Consider the following 15,902-nt stretch of genomic DNA (forward strand, 5'->3'; position numbering starts at 1 on the left):
GACCGGCACACGCGGCCCGCAGACTCACCCCTAGAAACCGGCGGAGAACGCCAGCGTGATACTGCGTGGCTGAATCACCGTTGCCACGTTATTGGCCACCGACAGATAGGCATGTTCGTTCAACAGGTTCTGCGCCCGGAGCTGGATCGTGTAACGATCGAACTCCACGCCGCCTCGCAAGTCGACCGTAGTGATCGAAGCGAGCGTTCGCTGTGCGGCCGTAGTCGAGGCCGCGTAGTTGTTCGGCATGTCCGACTGATAGCGCAGCGTCGCGCCGAGCAGACCGGTCATGTCGTTCGTGAGCGAGATGCGCTGATCAGCCGTGAACGCCACCGTATATTCCGGCGTGAGCGGTAGATTGTCGCCGACCCTCGCGCCCGTGGCGGTCGAGACGCCCGGCAGCACGGAGACGATGCGCGCGTCGGTATAACCGGCATTTGCAGTGAGCGTCAGGCCCGAGATCGGCTGTGCTATCAATTCCAGTTCCACGCCATCGACCTCGGCGTCACCGCCGTTGGTTTGCAGCAGCACGCCGGAGGCATCGAGCGCGTTCAACTGAATCTTCTTCCAGTCGATGTGATAAACGGAGAAGTTGGTCGACAGCGCACCGTCCAGGAACGTGCCTTTGACACCTGCTTCGTAGTTCCACACCGTGTCCGGATCGATGAGCAGCGGCGCGCCGGGAGGCGGATTCGAATTGGTTTGCGGACCGCCGGGACGATAGCCGCTGGCCGCGCGCAGATACGTGCTGATGCTATCGCTCGGGCGCCAACGCACCGTGGCCAGATAAGTGGACTGGCTGTCCTCGAACGGGAACTCCAGCTTGGGCAGACTGACATAAGCATAGAGCGCGTTCGGCCCGCGGATCGAGGCGCGCTGTTCGTTGCGCGCGTAGCGAATGCCGCCCTGAATATCCAAACGGTCGGTGATGAAATAAGTCAGGTTGCCGTAGCCCGCCAGCTCTTCGTAATCCGACGTGGTCTGCGTGTGATACAGCAGGTCGAGCGGCGACGGCAGGTTCGCGCCAGTCGCCCTGTCTTGCAGAAGGATGTCGATGTCATAGACCGAATCCTCCTGCGTGTAGAACACGCCGCCCATGAACTCCACCGGCCCCATGCGGTTCGAAACGAAACGAACATCGGCCGTGAACTTGTCCATGCTCGGGCTGGGATTGGCCAAGGCGCCGGTGTTCGCCGGGATCGCGGTGCCGAGCACTACCGGGGCACGAGCTTGAGCGACTGGCACATAAGTGGACGTGGCGTCGCTGCGGGTATTCACGTCGTACTCGGCGTAGCTGGCGGACGCGATCAGCGAACCGGCGTCGAGACCGGCCCAGGTGAGCGTGGCGTTCGCCAGTCGATATTTCAGGCTCGAGCCGAAGTTCCGGTAATGGTCGTACTTATAATCTCCATACAGCGGCCGTTGCGTCCCTGGCACGAGACTCTCGTAGGAATAACCGTCGTTCTCGATGTTTTGAATCAGTCCGCTGACATCGATGGTGAGATCGTCGGTCGGTGTGGCACGCACGACGACACGACCGCCGTACAGATCGGAGCTGTTCGCGTCCTCGGTGCCGGTCGCGACGTTGTCGGCAAATCCGGGCAGGCTGCGCTTGTAGCCGGCCGCCTGAATCGCGAGCTTGTCGCGAACGATCGGGGCGTTGAGCGAACCCCGGATCATGTAACCCTCCTCGCCACCGCTCATCGTGGTGAACTCGGTGCGCACGTTGCCGTAGGCCTCGCTGGCATCCGGCTTCTTGGTGACGATCCGAATCAGGCCGCCCAGGCTGGATGCGCCGTACAGCGTGCCCTGCGGTCCCTTCAATACTTCGATGCGATCGATCTCGGCCAATTCCGGCTCGGGCGTGACCAGCGCGCCTTGAGACAAGAAGCCGCTCGCAGTAAACACCGTGTCATCGACGTAATAAGCCGTCGTGTTGGTCGTTTGCTGTCCGCCGGTGTTCATACCGCGCAGGATGATGGTGCCCAGGCCGGGCGCGCCCGTGTCACGCTGACTCAGGCCGGGAACGAGTGATGCATAATCGCGAAAGCTCTGGACGCCCATCGTTTCGAGGTTCGCGCCCGTGATCGCGGTGATCGCCGACGGCGTGTCTCGCAGGCGCTCTTCTCGCCTGCTGGCGGTCACGATGATTTCCTGGAGCAAGGACTCCGATTCTTCATGTCTGGGCGTGCCGTTGACGGATGTTTGCTCGGCCAGGGCGACGCTCGACATCGTCAGGCATGCGGCTGCAACTACGTGTGCTGTTTGCATAGTGTCTACCTTCCCCATTTGAGTTATGAGAGTGCGCACCGCGTAAGACGCAGTCTCCGGGCTCAGCCGCAGCGGCCTAGCCATTCGGTTAGGTACGACTCGCAGGGGGTCAGTGGAGCAATTTCACGTTGTCGTCCAGATTGCGTTCGATGAAGTTGTGATAGGGATCGACCACCACGGCACCCGGCCGTTCGTTCACGATGAACTCGACCTGGGTTCGTTCGGCATCGATCCAGCGGCGCTCCGAGGCCAGCCACCGGGCGCTGTAACGATCGCCGCGGTTGATTTCCTCATCGACCACGGCGATCTGCACGGGTTCGTGAAGCGGCACGGACTGCTCGCTGCCCTCCGCGGTCCGCTCCATCTTTTTTGTATGGATCGTGGCGATGACCTTGAAACGCCCGCCGGACAGGGTCTCGACGCGCGCCTCGCTCACGCTCAGATCGTGCAGCAGGATGCGCTCGAAATAATCGGTCAAGGTCTGCTGATACTGTTCCGGGGTGTGCGCGCGAATGATCGCCAACAGGTCGAGCGAAGTTGGATACGGCCCGCTGGCGAACGCCCACTTTGCAAAATACTCGCGCAACGCCTGGTTCAACGCCTGTTCGCCGATCAACTCCTTGACGCCGTAGATCACCGGCGCACCCTTCCAGTAATGCACGTAATCGGTATCCGAACGCGAGCGATAGATCGGCACCTCGGCGAACTTGGATTTATTCCGGTCCGCGTTGTACTTCTTGATACTTTCTCGCAAAAAGCGCGCGACCATGGCTTTGTCGTAGGACTTCTCCAAGGTCATCAGGCCGGCGTATTGCGCGAGCGTCTCCTGGAGCATGGTCGCGCCTTCGACTTTGGCGGAGGTCACCATCAGGCCCCACCAGTTGTGGCCGGCTTCGTGGCCGACCACGTGCGTGCCCCAATCCACCGCGGAGTTCTTGCTCAGGTCGCTGACGAAGCCGGCGAACTCGCCCAGGGTCAGCTGACCCGAGTTGGAATTGGCGCCGGCGTCGAACGCTTTCTGGATGAGCCGGAACTCCGGGTACGGGAACGGTCCGAACTCGGCGGTGAAATATTCCACGGCGATCTTGAAATGCTTCATGAACTCCGCGACATGAAAATCGTCCGGCGGGTTGTAATAGATGGCGAGGTCGATGCCGGCGGCACGATCGCGCAACACCCGGTACGCGCCCTGTTGCAAGGTCAGCGCCAGCGAGATGGGCGTTTTCGACCTGTAATGAAAGAACGCCCGATCGCCCTGCTGCCAGCTGCGCACCAGCTCGCCGCCCATGAAGGCCACCTGGCCTTTGTCGACGCTGTACGTGCCTTCGAAATCGATGTTGTCGCTCTGACCGAACAAGCCATTGAAGTCGCGCCCCCAAGGCTCATCCAGCGTGGCGATGTGCGCGCGATCCTCGGGCAGGCCGTGCTTCGCGCGTTTCCTCGGGTCGCCCAGCGCGCTGTAGGACGAATAGCCGAGCACGTCCGGCATCACTTCCGACAGCGACAGAGCGGTGCCGCTGGTCTCCAGCCGGCTGCTGAGTTGTCCGCCAGGAAAATTCGAGAAGTCCACGTCCAGATCGAAGCGCACGGTACGCGTCTCGCCCGGCTGCATCGGCGAGGTAAAGCGGTAACGTGCCACATGAATATCGGCAAAGTCTTGGTCGACGACACCGCCCTCGACGCTCAGCTGCTTGACCTTCGCCAGCGGCGTGAGCGCCACATACAAAGTGTCGAAGGGCCGGTCGTGTTTGTTTCGAAGCACGATCTCGCCGCGGGACGTTGCACGTCGCGTCTGCAGATCGGTCGATAGATCCAGTCGCACCGACTTCATGACCGGCAGCGGCTTGTTCTCCAGCGGCCGCATCACCTGCTCGTAACGTAGCTGAGTCGCATCGGTCACGGCGTCGCTCGGCGGGATGGGATTGTCGACATAGTCTTCGACATACAGCCAGCGGCCGATCCCGGCGAACGCCACCAAGCTGATCGCCAATGTGGCGGCCTGCGGCACACCGATGCGTCGCTTTGCCACGCGCAGGCGTTTGGCGATCCCCTCGTCCGTGCCCCGCCGCCACAACAGATGCGAGAGCATCACCAGCACGGCCGACAGCGCCGCCCAATACAAATCGTATTTCAATCCTTCCAGTCGATAGAACGTGCTGTTCGCGAGCCCCGAGATCGGGCTGGTCGGATGCGAGCCCGGCACCACCAGCGAGGGCATGTCGAACAAGGTCGAGCTGGCCAGGCTCACGGCGATATAGATCACCATGAACAGCATGCCCAGATATTTGTTCGGCGACAGCACCTGGCCGATCAGCGCCAGCGCACCGACCCACAGGAACGGCAGCACGCGATATCCCATCTCCCGTAAATACATGCTCGCATCGATGGGCGTGCCCTTGATCAGCTGCAGGATCACCATGGCGGCGATCGACACGGCCAGCAGCGCCGCCACCACGGTCCACAGCGCCAGCAGTTTGGATAACAGGAACACGGTATTACGCGCCGGCATCGCATCGACGATCTGGTCGAGCTTGACCTGTCGCTCACGCCACACCAGCTCGCCCGCGTAGTACGCGATCACGATCAGCAGCGGCAGGGTGAGACCGTCGCCCAGCGACTTGACGGCCACCCGTGTCAGCAACAACGGCGGCGCGCCGAACACCGGATCGACCAGCGAAGCGAGCGCCCAGGCATTGACGAAGCCGAGGATCATCAGCACCACGAACGGGATCGAACGGACCACCGCACGCACTTCGAGCCCGACGCGTCCGACCAGCTGCTGCCAGGCGGTGTTCCGGTCGTGCACCTGAGTTGCAATCGGTCGCTCGTCGACGTTTCGTTGCCCGGTCTCGGCGGGAACGTTTGCTTTGATCTGCGGGCTGCGCGGATAGGGATTGAACCGCACCAGTGTCCACGCCATCGCGGCGACGCCAACACCGAGCCAGATCAGGCGATTCCACAAGAACGTACCGGCGAGCGGCGCGAGCTGAGTGTTGAGCTCATAGGGCGTCCAATAGCGTGTGGTCAGATTCAGCGTGCTGATACCGAACAGATCCACCAGGAACACGAACGGCTCCATGCTCTCATCATTGATCGCGGCATTGCCCAGATTGAAGAGCACGAAGATCAGCACCGCGCCGGCGTAGGCGGCCAGCGTCTTGCGCGTCAAGGTCGACACCGCGAACAGCAGCGCCGACAGCACGAACAAGTTGGGCACCGCCAGCACGACGAACGCATACAGATAGTGCCAGGCGTGGAACGGCCCGACGGTGCCGCTGGACCACGGCCCATGAGCGCCGGCGATCAACCCGGGAATGACGAAGGCGTAGCACAGGCAGGCCGCGAGCAGACTGCCGATGAAACGACCCAGCAGATAGCCGCGCCACGACACCGGACAGGAGAACACCACTTGCCAGCTGTCGATCTCGAAATCGCGCGTCACCGACGAGGCCACCATCGAGGCGACCAGGAACATCGCGAAGAAGCTCAGGATGTTGACGAACAGAATGATGTTGTTGGGGGCGTTGACGTTGATGTTGCCGCCGCCGACGATGTCGCCGGCGTACGCCATCAACACCACACCCATCGCGGCGAACACCAGGCCGATGAACCAGAACTGTCGCGAGCGCGTCAGCTGCGCCAGCTCATAACGCGCAATCTCGCCGACCACCGCTCAATCCTCCGCGCCGATGATGGAGAAGTACAGGTGTTCGAGCAGCGGCTCGACCGGCGAGAAGCCATTGGGCTGCGCATCCGCCAGCACGTCGACGACCAGAGCACCGGACACATAGCGCGACAGAATCAATCGATGTTGTGCCTTCACCTTGGCGAGATCGTTGCGGCCAATCTCCTTGCGCCAGAGCTTGCCGCGCAACTGCGACGTGAGCGCATGCGGCGAGCCGTGCGCGACGATCTGGCCGCTGTTCATCACGGCCATCCTCGGGCATAGATCCCACACGTCCTCGACGATGTGAGTCGAGAGGATCACCACTACGTTCTCGCCGATCTTCGCCAGCAGATTGTTGAAGCGATGCCGCTCTTTCGGATCGAGACCCGCGGTGGGCTCGTCCACGATGATCAGGCTCGGCGTTCCGAGCAGCGCCTGGGCGATGCCGAACCGGCGCAACATGCCGCCGGAATAGGTGCTCACCGCTTTGTTTCGTTTGTCGTAGAGATGCACGAGGTTCAGCATGTCCGACACGGTGCTGCGCCGGGCACTCGCGGGGATGCCTTTCAAAGTCGCGAAGTGCATGAGCAAATCCCAGCCGGACACGCCGGGATAGACGCCGAAGTCCTGCGGCAGATAGCCCAACCTGGCTCGCAACGTCGCCGGCTCCGCCAGCACGTCCAGGTCGTCGAAGCGGATGCTGCCCTGGTCGGGCAACTGCAAGGTCGCGATGGTCCGCATCAACGAAGATTTGCCGGCGCCGTTGGGCCCGAGCAGCCCGAACATGCCGGCGGGCACGTCGAGCGACACGTCCTGCAACGCGTGCACGCCATTGGGATAGGTCTTGCCTAGATTCTGGATACTGAGCATGAGTCGTCTCTGGTCGTCGTCTCGAGCGCTATCAGCGGGTCGCCATGCTCAACCCGATACCGATCTGGCGCGGACGCGGTCGCGCCCCCGAGAAGGACGTGTTGAACGGATCGATCTTGCCGTCCTCGTCGGTCAAGTTGCGTCCGAACAAATAAACGTCCAGCGCCTTGAAACGAGCGCCGACGCGCGTGTTCAGAAAATACAGATCGTCGGAATAGCTGGTCAGCTGCGTCTCGGTGTACGGCATCCGCTCTTGATATTGGCCGGTAATATTCAGATACGCGGGCACGGCACCGAGGCGGAACTCGTAGTCCGCGGTCAGCGAACCGGAGAGGCGCGCCACGAAATCCATCGGGTCGTCTTTCTTCTTGTCGAGCGTGGCGACGTCGTACTGGGCATCGATGTAGCTGCCGCCAAGCCCGAGGGTCAACGCCGGCGTTGCCCGCAGACGAATGTTCCAATCGAAGCCCGTGCCCGTAGCCTTGCCGCCATTGGTGGTCACCGAAAACGGCGAGCCGACGAAGGGAGTGAACAAGGACTGAACGTCCTTCCATTCGTTGTGGAACACGGCTCCTTCCAGAACCAGCTTGCCCTGCGCGAACACCAGCTTGGTGCCCACCTCGTAGGTCCACAGATCTTCCGGATCGTAGCTCGGTGCAATGACCACGCCGGGAGGCGCGACTGTCAGATTGAAGCCGCCGCTGCGGAAGCCCTGCGCCGCGTTGAAATACACCATGCGATCGTTGGAGAAGCGGTACGCCAGGTTGAAACGCGGCGTGAGCGCATCGAACGTCGCCTCGCCTTCGGTGACGGTCGTCGGCAGGCCGGGCGTCAGCGTGCGGTTGACCTGGTGCTGCTCGTCCTCGTACCAGCGCAGGCCGACGGTCGCCTCGAGTCGTTCGGTGAGTTTCCAGGACGACTCGCCGAACACCGCCTTCGACTTGGATGTCATCGGGGCATAGGCCGTCAGCAAATTCATGTCGGGGACGATGCCGGGCAGCGCGCTGACCACGCTCAGTTGGGTGTAGCTGTCCTCCAGATATTCGAACTTTCGATAGAAGGCGCCCGCGGTCCAGGACCACCGGCCATCGGTGTTGGAGGTCAGACGGAATTCCTGACTGAAATCTTCGGTGCCGACCACACCGTTCAGCAGCGCGCCTTGGAACAACGGCGGGCTGGGCGGGGGCGGATTGAAGAGCGCCGCATACCCTTCGACCGACACCGCGACGCTGTAATCGCGATTGACCTGAGCGGTCGAGCTCAGCAATTTCACGGCGCCGAAGTCGTAGTCGACCGTCAGGTTGTAGAGCTCGTATTCGTCCGACAGTGGCTGGGGCAGAGAATTGGTCGCGAGCCCGTCCCCGGTCCCGGAGTTGATGCCATCGCCTTCGACCTTTTGCTTGAGCAGCATGAAACCGATCTGCAACGACTCGGTCGGCGCCCACAGACCCTTCAACCGCCCGGTCCTGGTCTCGACGTTGTTGATGTCTTCCCTGCCCAGCACGGTCTCGTCGAGCCAGCCGCCCACATCCTGAGCCAGGCCGACGACGCGTAGTGCGAACTTGTCTTCGACCAATGGAATGTTCGCGAAGGCGCTGACACTCGTGCTGGCATCGCCGCCATTCGTGTCGTAGTACTCGCCGTCGACCCCGAAGCTGTAGGCGTCGAGCCGAGGCTTGCGAGTGATGATGCGAATCGTGCCGCCCATCGAGCCCTCGCCGAACAAGGTGCCTTGCGGCCCGCGCAACACTTCGACGCGCTCGATGTCCAGAGGACGCACGTCGGTGCTTTGACTGGCGTTGCGGCTGCCGGTGGCGACTTCATCGAGATACGTTCCAACGGTCGGCAAGCCGCTGCGGGAAGCGATGCCCCGGATGAAATACTGCTGCTGATTGGGCGCGGTGTTGATGGCGGTGAAGCCCGGCACCGAGTACGCCAGATCGGCGAGAGTGACGGCGCCGCTGGTGGTGACCTGATCCGAAGTCAACACGGAGACGCTCAGTGGCACATCGAACAGCCGGGCTTCGCGCTTGGTCGCGGTGACCACGATTTCTTCGAGGCTGATGGTTTCTCGCGAGCTTTGCTGTGCGGCCAACTGCAACGGCTGCCGATCCGACGCGAGCGGCATCTGTTCGTTGCTCTCGCCGAGTGCCGCGGTCCTCAACAGCTTCGCTTGATTGTTTCCAGACTTCCGAGCCTTGGCCGGATCGCGGATCAGCAGGACGCCCGAAGGCGTTCGATCGGCGATCAATCCCGAGCCCGCGAGCAGCAGATCCAATGCCTGATCCGTGGTGTACGCACCGGCCACCGCCCCGCTGCGCTTGCCCTCGACCAGCTCCTGAGAAAACAACAATTGTTCGTTGGCCGCGGCGGACAGCGCTTTCAGCGCGTCGGACAGCGGCTGAGAAGGAATCGACAAGTCGTGCACGATGGCACGGGCGGCGGCGGGCTGAGCGGCGAGCGACGCTGCGCCGGCCAGCAGAATAGCGCTGCAAGCAGTTGCTGAGAGGGCCAGCCGGATGCTGCCTCGAATGCCCGGGGTCGTAGCCATGGCGTACCTTTGCTGTTGTGAGTGTGGCCAGATTCAGTGACTCGACACTCATTCCGACGGACCATCGGAGCAAACCCGCAGCAGGCCGTTACAATTTTGTTGCTGGTTTTATTCTGTCGCCGCGGTGAGCTGAATCTCCGCGCTGCCGGTGCGCTCGCTTCGCACTGGAAAATAGGTCGAGATGGCCTCGACGAAGGCATCGGCATCGCCTGCCGTGAAGACGCCGCTCACTTCGAGGTTGGCCACGGACGGACTCACCTCGATCTGCAATTTCGAGTAACGATTGACTCGCTCGGCGGCGCTCGCCAGCGGTTCGTTGTCGAAGAACAAGCGGCCGCTCTGCCAGGCCGTGGCCCGCTCCACATCGATCTTCGGCACCATCGTGGCCCGGCCGTTGGCACGCACCGTCAGTCCCTGACCGGCCGTGAGCTCGACGACCGACGCCGCTGAGTTTCTTTGTCTCGGAGGCAGCGCCGACGTTTGTTCGGCCGCGGCGGCCGGCGGCGTCGGTGCACTTGATGCTACCGCGATACCCGTCACCGCCACGCGCCCTTCCAGCAAGGTCACGAGTACGGTCTCGCCCATGCGCTCCACGTTGAACTGCGTGCCGTGCGCGACGACCGTCTGATCGCCGGCCTGCACGCGAAACGGTCGCAGTGGATCGCGGGCCACGTCGAAGCGAGCCCTGCCCCGTTCGAGCATGAGCAGCCGCACGCCGTCTGTATATGCCACTCGAACCCGCGACTTCGCATCCAGCGTGACCACCGAACCGTCGTCGAGTCGGAGCGCGCGCTGTTCGCCGATGCCGGTCGAATACACGCCTTGCTGTAAATAGAAATAGAGCGCGCTGCCGATCAGCACGACACAGACCGAGGCAGCCAGCGCCACGTGATGGGAGAACCAGGCTCGAACCGACCAACGTCCGCTGGCGGCGCGGCGGGCATCGTCGAGCGCGTTGCGTCGGGCGACCATGACCTCCGGAGCCGCGGCGTGCGCACCGATGCCGGACCAAGCGGCCGCGACCTGCCGATAAGCCAGCTCGTTGCGCTCGTCGCTATCGATCCAGCGCTTGAACTCCGGCAGATCTTCGACCCGCGCGTCTTCCGAACGGACGCGCACGAACCATTGCGTCGCCTGCTCCAGGCGATCGTCCGACTCCGGACCCGGCATTGAATCCGTCAACTTGCTCACTTGGAGTGCATCCGACGCGTCAGGTGCAACAGCGCCCGGCTGATCTGTTTCTCGACGCCGCTCACCGAAATGCCGTACAGCTCGGCGATCTCGCGCACCTTCAGATTCTCGAACCGATACAAATGGAACATAGCACGAGTCCGCTCGCCCAACTCGTCCAGAGCCGACAGCGCCTCCTGCAGGGTCCTCTCCCCCAGTACGACGCGCTCCGGGGACAAACCCTCAGTGAGCGCGTCGGCGAAATCGGCCACGGCCTCGGAGGGCAGCGGTTCTTCGACGCCATGCGAACGGACTTTGCGGGCCCGATCCCGCAACAGATTGACGGCGATACGAAATACCAGGGCTTCGGCATTCAGGATCGGGCCGTGTTCCAGACTGCGCAGCACCCGTTCGAAAACGTCCTGAGTCAGGTCTTCGGCCTCGGCGGCGCTGCGCACCCGGCGGCCGAAGTACGCCAGCAACGCCAGCCGATAGCGACTGTCGAGGTGCGCGAGCAGTGCGCTGGGCGCGTCACGAGTCGCCAGGCGCAACGGGCTCTGCTGTCGTGACGAATCGTTGGCCATGGGATCTTCAGGAGGCTGGTTCGGCGGCCGGCACCGGGGACGGCGGCTCCTGCCCGAGCAAATGCCGGACGAAGAAGTCCCAGGTCCGGCGGATGCTATACGGATTGCGGCTGTTGGCGTGGTTTCTATTGGGAAGATACAGCAACTCGAAATCGCGGTTGGCCGCGATCAACGCATCGACGAGCTGCAACGTCGAGCCGGGCACGACGTTCTCGTCCAGCTCGCCCATGATCATGAGCAGCTTGCCCCGTAACCGTGCCGCCTGCTGTCGCCCATCCGCCGCCGTCCAATTGCGGGGCACTTCGGTGGGCGAAGGCCGCAGCTCGGAACCATCGCTGTAGACAGGTCGGCCTTGAAACGTGGTCCAGTGATAGTCGAGATACATGTCGTGCATGCTGCCCGGAGGCACGCCCGCGACGCCGACTTTGTAGAAGTCCGGAAATTCGAGCATGCCGCGCAGTGAACTCCAGCCACCGTAGGACGCGCCGGTGATACCGACGCGTTGCGCATCGATGTAGGCGAAGCGCTGCGCCAGTTGCTGGAGGGCGGCGACGTGATCGTCGAGTCCATTGATGTTGAGTTTGCCGAAGCCCGCTTGCGAGAACTCGCGCGAGCGATACGCCGTACCGCGTGCATCGATCACAACTGCGATGAACCCGAGACGTGCGAATGCGGCGGCAGATGCGATCCCCGGCGGACCCTGTAGCGCCTGAGTAAAACTGCGCGGCACGACCGCCGTCAATGGACTGGCGTACTGCGTGTCGATGACGGCGTATTTACGATTCGGATCGAAGTCGGCCGGCTTGTACATCACGCCGTAGAGATCCGACTTGCCGTCGGCGGCTTTGACCACGAACTCCTCGGGGGCTCGAAACCCTGCAGCGAAGAGCTGAGTCGCATCGGCCGTTTCGACGACCGCGACCCGGGCGGCATCGTCGGTCCGGCGAATCAGCGTTTGCGTGACCCCGTCGATGGGCGAGCTGTTGTAGACCGCGAACTTGCCGCTGGGTGAAATCACGTCGTAGCCCACGGCCCCGTCGATGGACAGCACGTCGTTCCAGGGACTGGTGATCAAATGATCGCCGGGCTCGGGCGTCAACAGTTTCAGGTCCGAGCCATCGAAGTTCACCCGATACAAGTATCGATAGTAGGGATTGCCCGGCTCGCGCCCGCCGGCGGTGAAGTAAATGCGTCGACGCCGCTCGTCCACGTGCACCACGTCGCGGACCAGCCAGTCTCCTTGCGTGATGCGATTCTTCAACGTGCCGGTGAGCGCGTCGTATAAGTAGAGATGTCCCCAGCCATCGCGTTGTGAAAACCAGATGACTTCGCGACCGTCGGCGGTGGCGCGCACGTTGGGAGGATTGTAGGAGGTGCTGTTGAGATCGACGCGTGGCTCGCCCCGCTCTTCGATCACCGTGCGCACGGCACCGGTCTTCAAGTCGGCATCGAAGAAGTACGCCGATTCCATGTTGTCGCCGAACGCCACCGCCAGCAGTCGTTGGTTGTCCGGACTCCACCAGGTCTTGCGAATGGCGAGCAGATCCTGTTGCAGCACCAGCAGCTTGTCGTACGGATACTCGATGCGACGATGCTCACCGGACGCCACGTCGAACACGAACCATTCCAAGGTCGCGGGCCGCTCGCCCACCAGCGGGATGCGAACCTGGTGCACCTTGGGCCGGAAACTGCCATCGGCCGGCGCCGATTCGAGGAATGGATATGCCGCCACGTGTCGCTGATCGACGCGCGATACGATGAATCGCCTGGAATCGGGCGACCAATAGGATTCCAACGGCGGCGGGCTGACTCCGGAACGCAGCCGGGGTACGAACGCCGCTTTCCAGCCATCGGGCGTGATGCCGTAGCCGAAATTCGCTTCGCCATCGTCGGTGAGCGCGCGCTCCTGACCATTGATCACATCGCGCAGCCAAAGATTTCCGTCGCGCGTGAATGCCGCCCACTTTCCATCGGGAGAAACGATCATTCCCGCGGTGGTCTTCGTCGCCAGCGTGCACGCCGCAGGGCTCAACGTACAAACGTAGTCTTTGCCCTCGATGGAGGCGCGCAACTTGGATTGCGTCCACTGGCCCGCGGCATCGATGCCGGCGACTGGCAGCTTCTTCGCATCGACCGGCTTGCCGCTCGCCTCCGACAATGCATTGGCCAGGGCGCGATGCTCGAAGGCCGGACGCTTGCGGCCATTCGCGGCGTCGACGATCACGAACTCCTGACCGGTCGCGGTTTCGCGCCGATACCAGAACTCATCGCGCCCCGGCAGCCAGTGAGGCACGACGCGTTCGTTGAGTACCAGCGCACCGATGCGATCGGACAACAGCGCCTCGGCCTGAACATAATCTTCATGGGTGACGGCCGCCGCCGGCACGCAATTCACAAAGGCAAGCGCCACCAGCGCCTTGCTGACGTTTCGCATCTGAGCCGGTCCTCATCGATAATTCCCCTGGCGCATAAAAGACGCAGGCGGGAGAATCATCCTCAACGCTCGCGCCCTGCTATTGCAAGGCCGACCGCCACTGCGCCGGCGGCGGCGCGACGATCTCATAGTTGTCGGGCGGCGTCGCTTTCAGCAAGTGCTCGACGAAGTAGTCCCACTTCCGGCGAATGAAATAGAAATCGGTGCGCGCGAAGTCGTGCGTGCGCCCGGGCAGGTACAGCAGGTCGAACGACTTGTTGGCTTTGATCATCGCAGCGGCGAATTGCAAGGTGACGGCCGGATAGGCATTCTCGTCCAGATCTCCATAGACGATCATCAGCTTGCCTCGCAGCCGCTCCGCCAACGCGCCGTTGTCCGCGCTCCGGTAGTTTTCTGGAACTTCGCGGCCCGTGGGATTGATCGACTGACCGTCGCTATAGACCGGCGCGCCCAGGTACGAGATGGGATACATGCCCTGATAGTTGTGACTGCCGGCCGAGGCCACGCCCACCTTGTAGAAATCCGGCCGCATCAGCATGGCATGGGCCGCGCCATAGCCGCCGAAGGAATGCCCCTCCACACCCACCCGGTCCAGATCCATGAACGGATGGCGCTTCGCCAGCTGCGTCAACACGGCGACATGATCGTCGATCATGTAGTCACCGTAGTTTTGATACAGATGGTTGCCGAAGCTCTTGGAACGTTTGATGGTACCGCGCACATCCATCACGACCATGACGAAACCGAGTTCTTTCTCGGCGTTCACATACTTCGGGTCCATCACCGCCTGCATGAAGGTACGTGCCGTAATCGCCATCTGCGGCCCGCCGTAGAGATGTTCGATCACCGGATAGCGGGCGTTGCTATCGAAGTTCGTCGGTCGATACAGCAAGCCATACAGATCCGTGATGCCGTCCGCCGCCTTGGCGACAAACGGCTCCGGGGGCTGCCAGCCCGTCGCATATAGCGCGCTGGCATCGGCTTGCTCCAGCGTCGCAATCAGTTTTCCTTCGGTGGTTCGCAGCACCGACACGGGCGGCTTGTCCACCGTCGACCACGTATCCACGAAGAAGCGGCCATTCGGAGCAACGGCCAGCACCGAGGCGCCACCGCCGAGCGCGGCGGCAAATGCGGCGTCCAGCGGTTGTGAGATCTCGTGATCGCCCTGCTCCGGCGTCAGCAACTTCAGCCCTCGACCATCGAAGCCGACGCGATACAACTGACGGTAGTACGGATTCCAGCCAGGCTCGCGGCCCGCCGCGGTGAAGTAGACGAAGCGTCGCTCGCTATCGACATGAATCACATCTCGCACCAGCCATGAGCCCGAAGTCAGCCGGTTCTTGAGCTTGCCGGTGTGCAGGTCGTACAGATACAAATGTCCCCAGCCATCCGCCTCGGAGAACCAGATGACTTCGTGAGAGCGCGGCAGGATTCGAATGTTCGGCCCGCTGTACAGCGTGTTGTTGATGGAGATGAAGGTGTCGCTGGATTCGGTGAGTACCTGACGCACTCGAGCCGTGCGTAGATCGAGATCGAACACGCCAGCGATTTTGTGTCCGCTGATGCCGAAGAAATAATAGTGCCGTGCGTCGGCACTCCACTCGCCACCTCGCACGGCGAAGTCGGCCAGCGGCACGGTGTAGGAACGTTGCTCGCCACTGGCGACATCGATGACGGAACGATGCTCGACCGCCTTGTTACGATCTCCGGGCAACGCGAGGCGCAGTTCGTGAGCGACCGGTCGCGCGCTGCCGTCGGCTGGCACCGATTCGAGGAACGGATATCGACCCAGCAGTCGTTCATCGGTGCGTGACACCAGCAGGCTCCTGGAATCGGGCGACCACTCGACGCCGAACGGTGCTGGCGGCGTCTTCGCACGGCGCATGGGGATGGCGCGCAGGCTGGTATCCGCCAGTTTGCCGTAAGCGAAATATTCCTCGCCGTCGCTGGTCAGACGCCGTTCTGCGCCGTTCGACAACTGGCGCACCCATAGATCGTGCTCACGCGCGAACACCGCCATCGATCCGTCCGGTGAGATCGACGTTCCCTCCGGCGCGACGACGGGCGCGTCCCCGACCGGTGGCTTCGCAAGCGTCTCGCGCTTGCCGGTGGCTGCATCGACCACGACGACCTCTCGCCCATCCGCCGTGTCGCGCCAGTACCAGAAGCGCTTGCCGCCTTCGAGCCAGTGCGGATCCACTCGCGAATTGCGCACCTTGCCCATGAGGTTGAACGGTAGAAAGCTCGCCGCGCGGGCGTAGTCGTTCTCGTCGACTTGCCGTGCCGGAGCGGCATGCACCGGGATCGATAGAAACGCGACCAGCAAGCCGCACCAACTCGTTTGTTTCATGAAGG

General features: G+C 62.6%; 8 protein-coding genes. All 8 read right to left on the reverse strand.

The window, feature by feature from the left end; all coding sequences use genetic code 11:
- Positions 1-30: 30 nt before the first annotated feature.
- The 8 genes from EKO19_RS20565 to EKO19_RS20600 all read right to left on the reverse strand — a co-directional run bounded on the left by EKO19_RS20565 (position 31) and on the right by EKO19_RS20600 (position 15,897).
- A complete protein-coding gene (locus EKO19_RS20565) occupies positions 31-2,271 on the reverse strand; it encodes a TonB-dependent receptor (RefSeq protein WP_175597134.1) in 2,241 nt (746 codons plus the stop codon).
- Between the two features lie 109 nt (positions 2,272-2,380).
- Positions 2,381-5,941, reverse strand: a complete 3,561-nt coding sequence (locus EKO19_RS20570; protein ID WP_129778311.1) for an ABC transporter permease/M1 family aminopeptidase — start codon at positions 5,939-5,941, stop codon at positions 2,381-2,383.
- A gap of 3 nt (positions 5,942-5,944) precedes the next feature.
- The gene (locus tag EKO19_RS20575; RefSeq protein WP_129778312.1) at positions 5,945-6,808 is read right to left on the reverse strand and encodes an ABC transporter ATP-binding protein; all 864 of its coding nucleotides are present in this window, start codon (positions 6,806-6,808) and stop codon (positions 5,945-5,947) included.
- A gap of 31 nt (positions 6,809-6,839) precedes the next feature.
- Positions 6,840-9,359, reverse strand: a complete 2,520-nt coding sequence (locus EKO19_RS20580) for a TonB-dependent receptor (RefSeq protein WP_129778313.1) — start codon at positions 9,357-9,359, stop codon at positions 6,840-6,842.
- A gap of 108 nt (positions 9,360-9,467) precedes the next feature.
- Positions 9,468-10,550: a FecR family protein gene (locus EKO19_RS20585; RefSeq protein WP_129778314.1), complete on the reverse strand. Its 1,083-nt coding sequence runs from the start codon at positions 10,548-10,550 to the stop codon at positions 9,468-9,470.
- Complete coding sequence (locus tag EKO19_RS20590) at positions 10,547-11,113, reverse strand: RNA polymerase sigma factor (RefSeq protein WP_129778315.1); 567 nt, start codon at positions 11,111-11,113, stop codon at positions 10,547-10,549. Before EKO19_RS20590 ends, EKO19_RS20585 begins: the two co-directional genes overlap by 4 nt.
- Before the next feature lie 7 nt (positions 11,114-11,120).
- On the reverse strand, positions 11,121-13,547 hold the full coding sequence (locus tag EKO19_RS20595; protein ID WP_129778316.1) for a S9 family peptidase: 2,427 nt from the start codon (positions 13,545-13,547) through the stop codon (positions 11,121-11,123).
- 79 nt (positions 13,548-13,626) lie between these two features.
- Positions 13,627-15,897 (reverse strand): S9 family peptidase, encoded by a 2,271-nt coding sequence (locus EKO19_RS20600; RefSeq protein ID WP_129778317.1) that lies wholly within the window; start codon positions 15,895-15,897, stop codon positions 13,627-13,629.
- Positions 15,898-15,902: the final 5 nt, after the last annotated feature.

Origin of the sequence: Peristeroidobacter soli (assembly GCF_004138485.1) — a bacterium.
GTDB lineage: Bacteria > Pseudomonadota > Gammaproteobacteria > Steroidobacterales > Steroidobacteraceae > Steroidobacter > Steroidobacter soli.

Bases quoted from the DNA above. Each gene is read 5' to 3' on its own strand.
- EKO19_RS20595 (WP_129778316.1), bottom strand. From the start codon at position 13,547: ATGCGAAACGTCAGCAAGGCGCTGGTGGCGCTTGCCTTTGTGAATTGC.
- EKO19_RS20575 (WP_129778312.1), bottom strand. From the start codon at position 6,808: ATGCTCAGTATCCAGAATCTAGGCAAGACCTATCCCAATGGCGTGCAC.
- EKO19_RS20600 (WP_129778317.1), bottom strand. From the start codon at position 15,897: ATGAAACAAACGAGTTGGTGCGGCTTGCTGGTCGCGTTTCTATCGATC.
- EKO19_RS20580 (WP_129778313.1), bottom strand. From the start codon at position 9,359: ATGGCTACGACCCCGGGCATTCGAGGCAGCATCCGGCTGGCCCTCTCA.
- EKO19_RS20590 (WP_129778315.1), bottom strand. From the start codon at position 11,113: ATGGCCAACGATTCGTCACGACAGCAGAGCCCGTTGCGCCTGGCGACT.
- EKO19_RS20565 (WP_175597134.1), bottom strand. From the start codon at position 2,271: ATGCAAACAGCACACGTAGTTGCAGCCGCATGCCTGACGATGTCGAGC.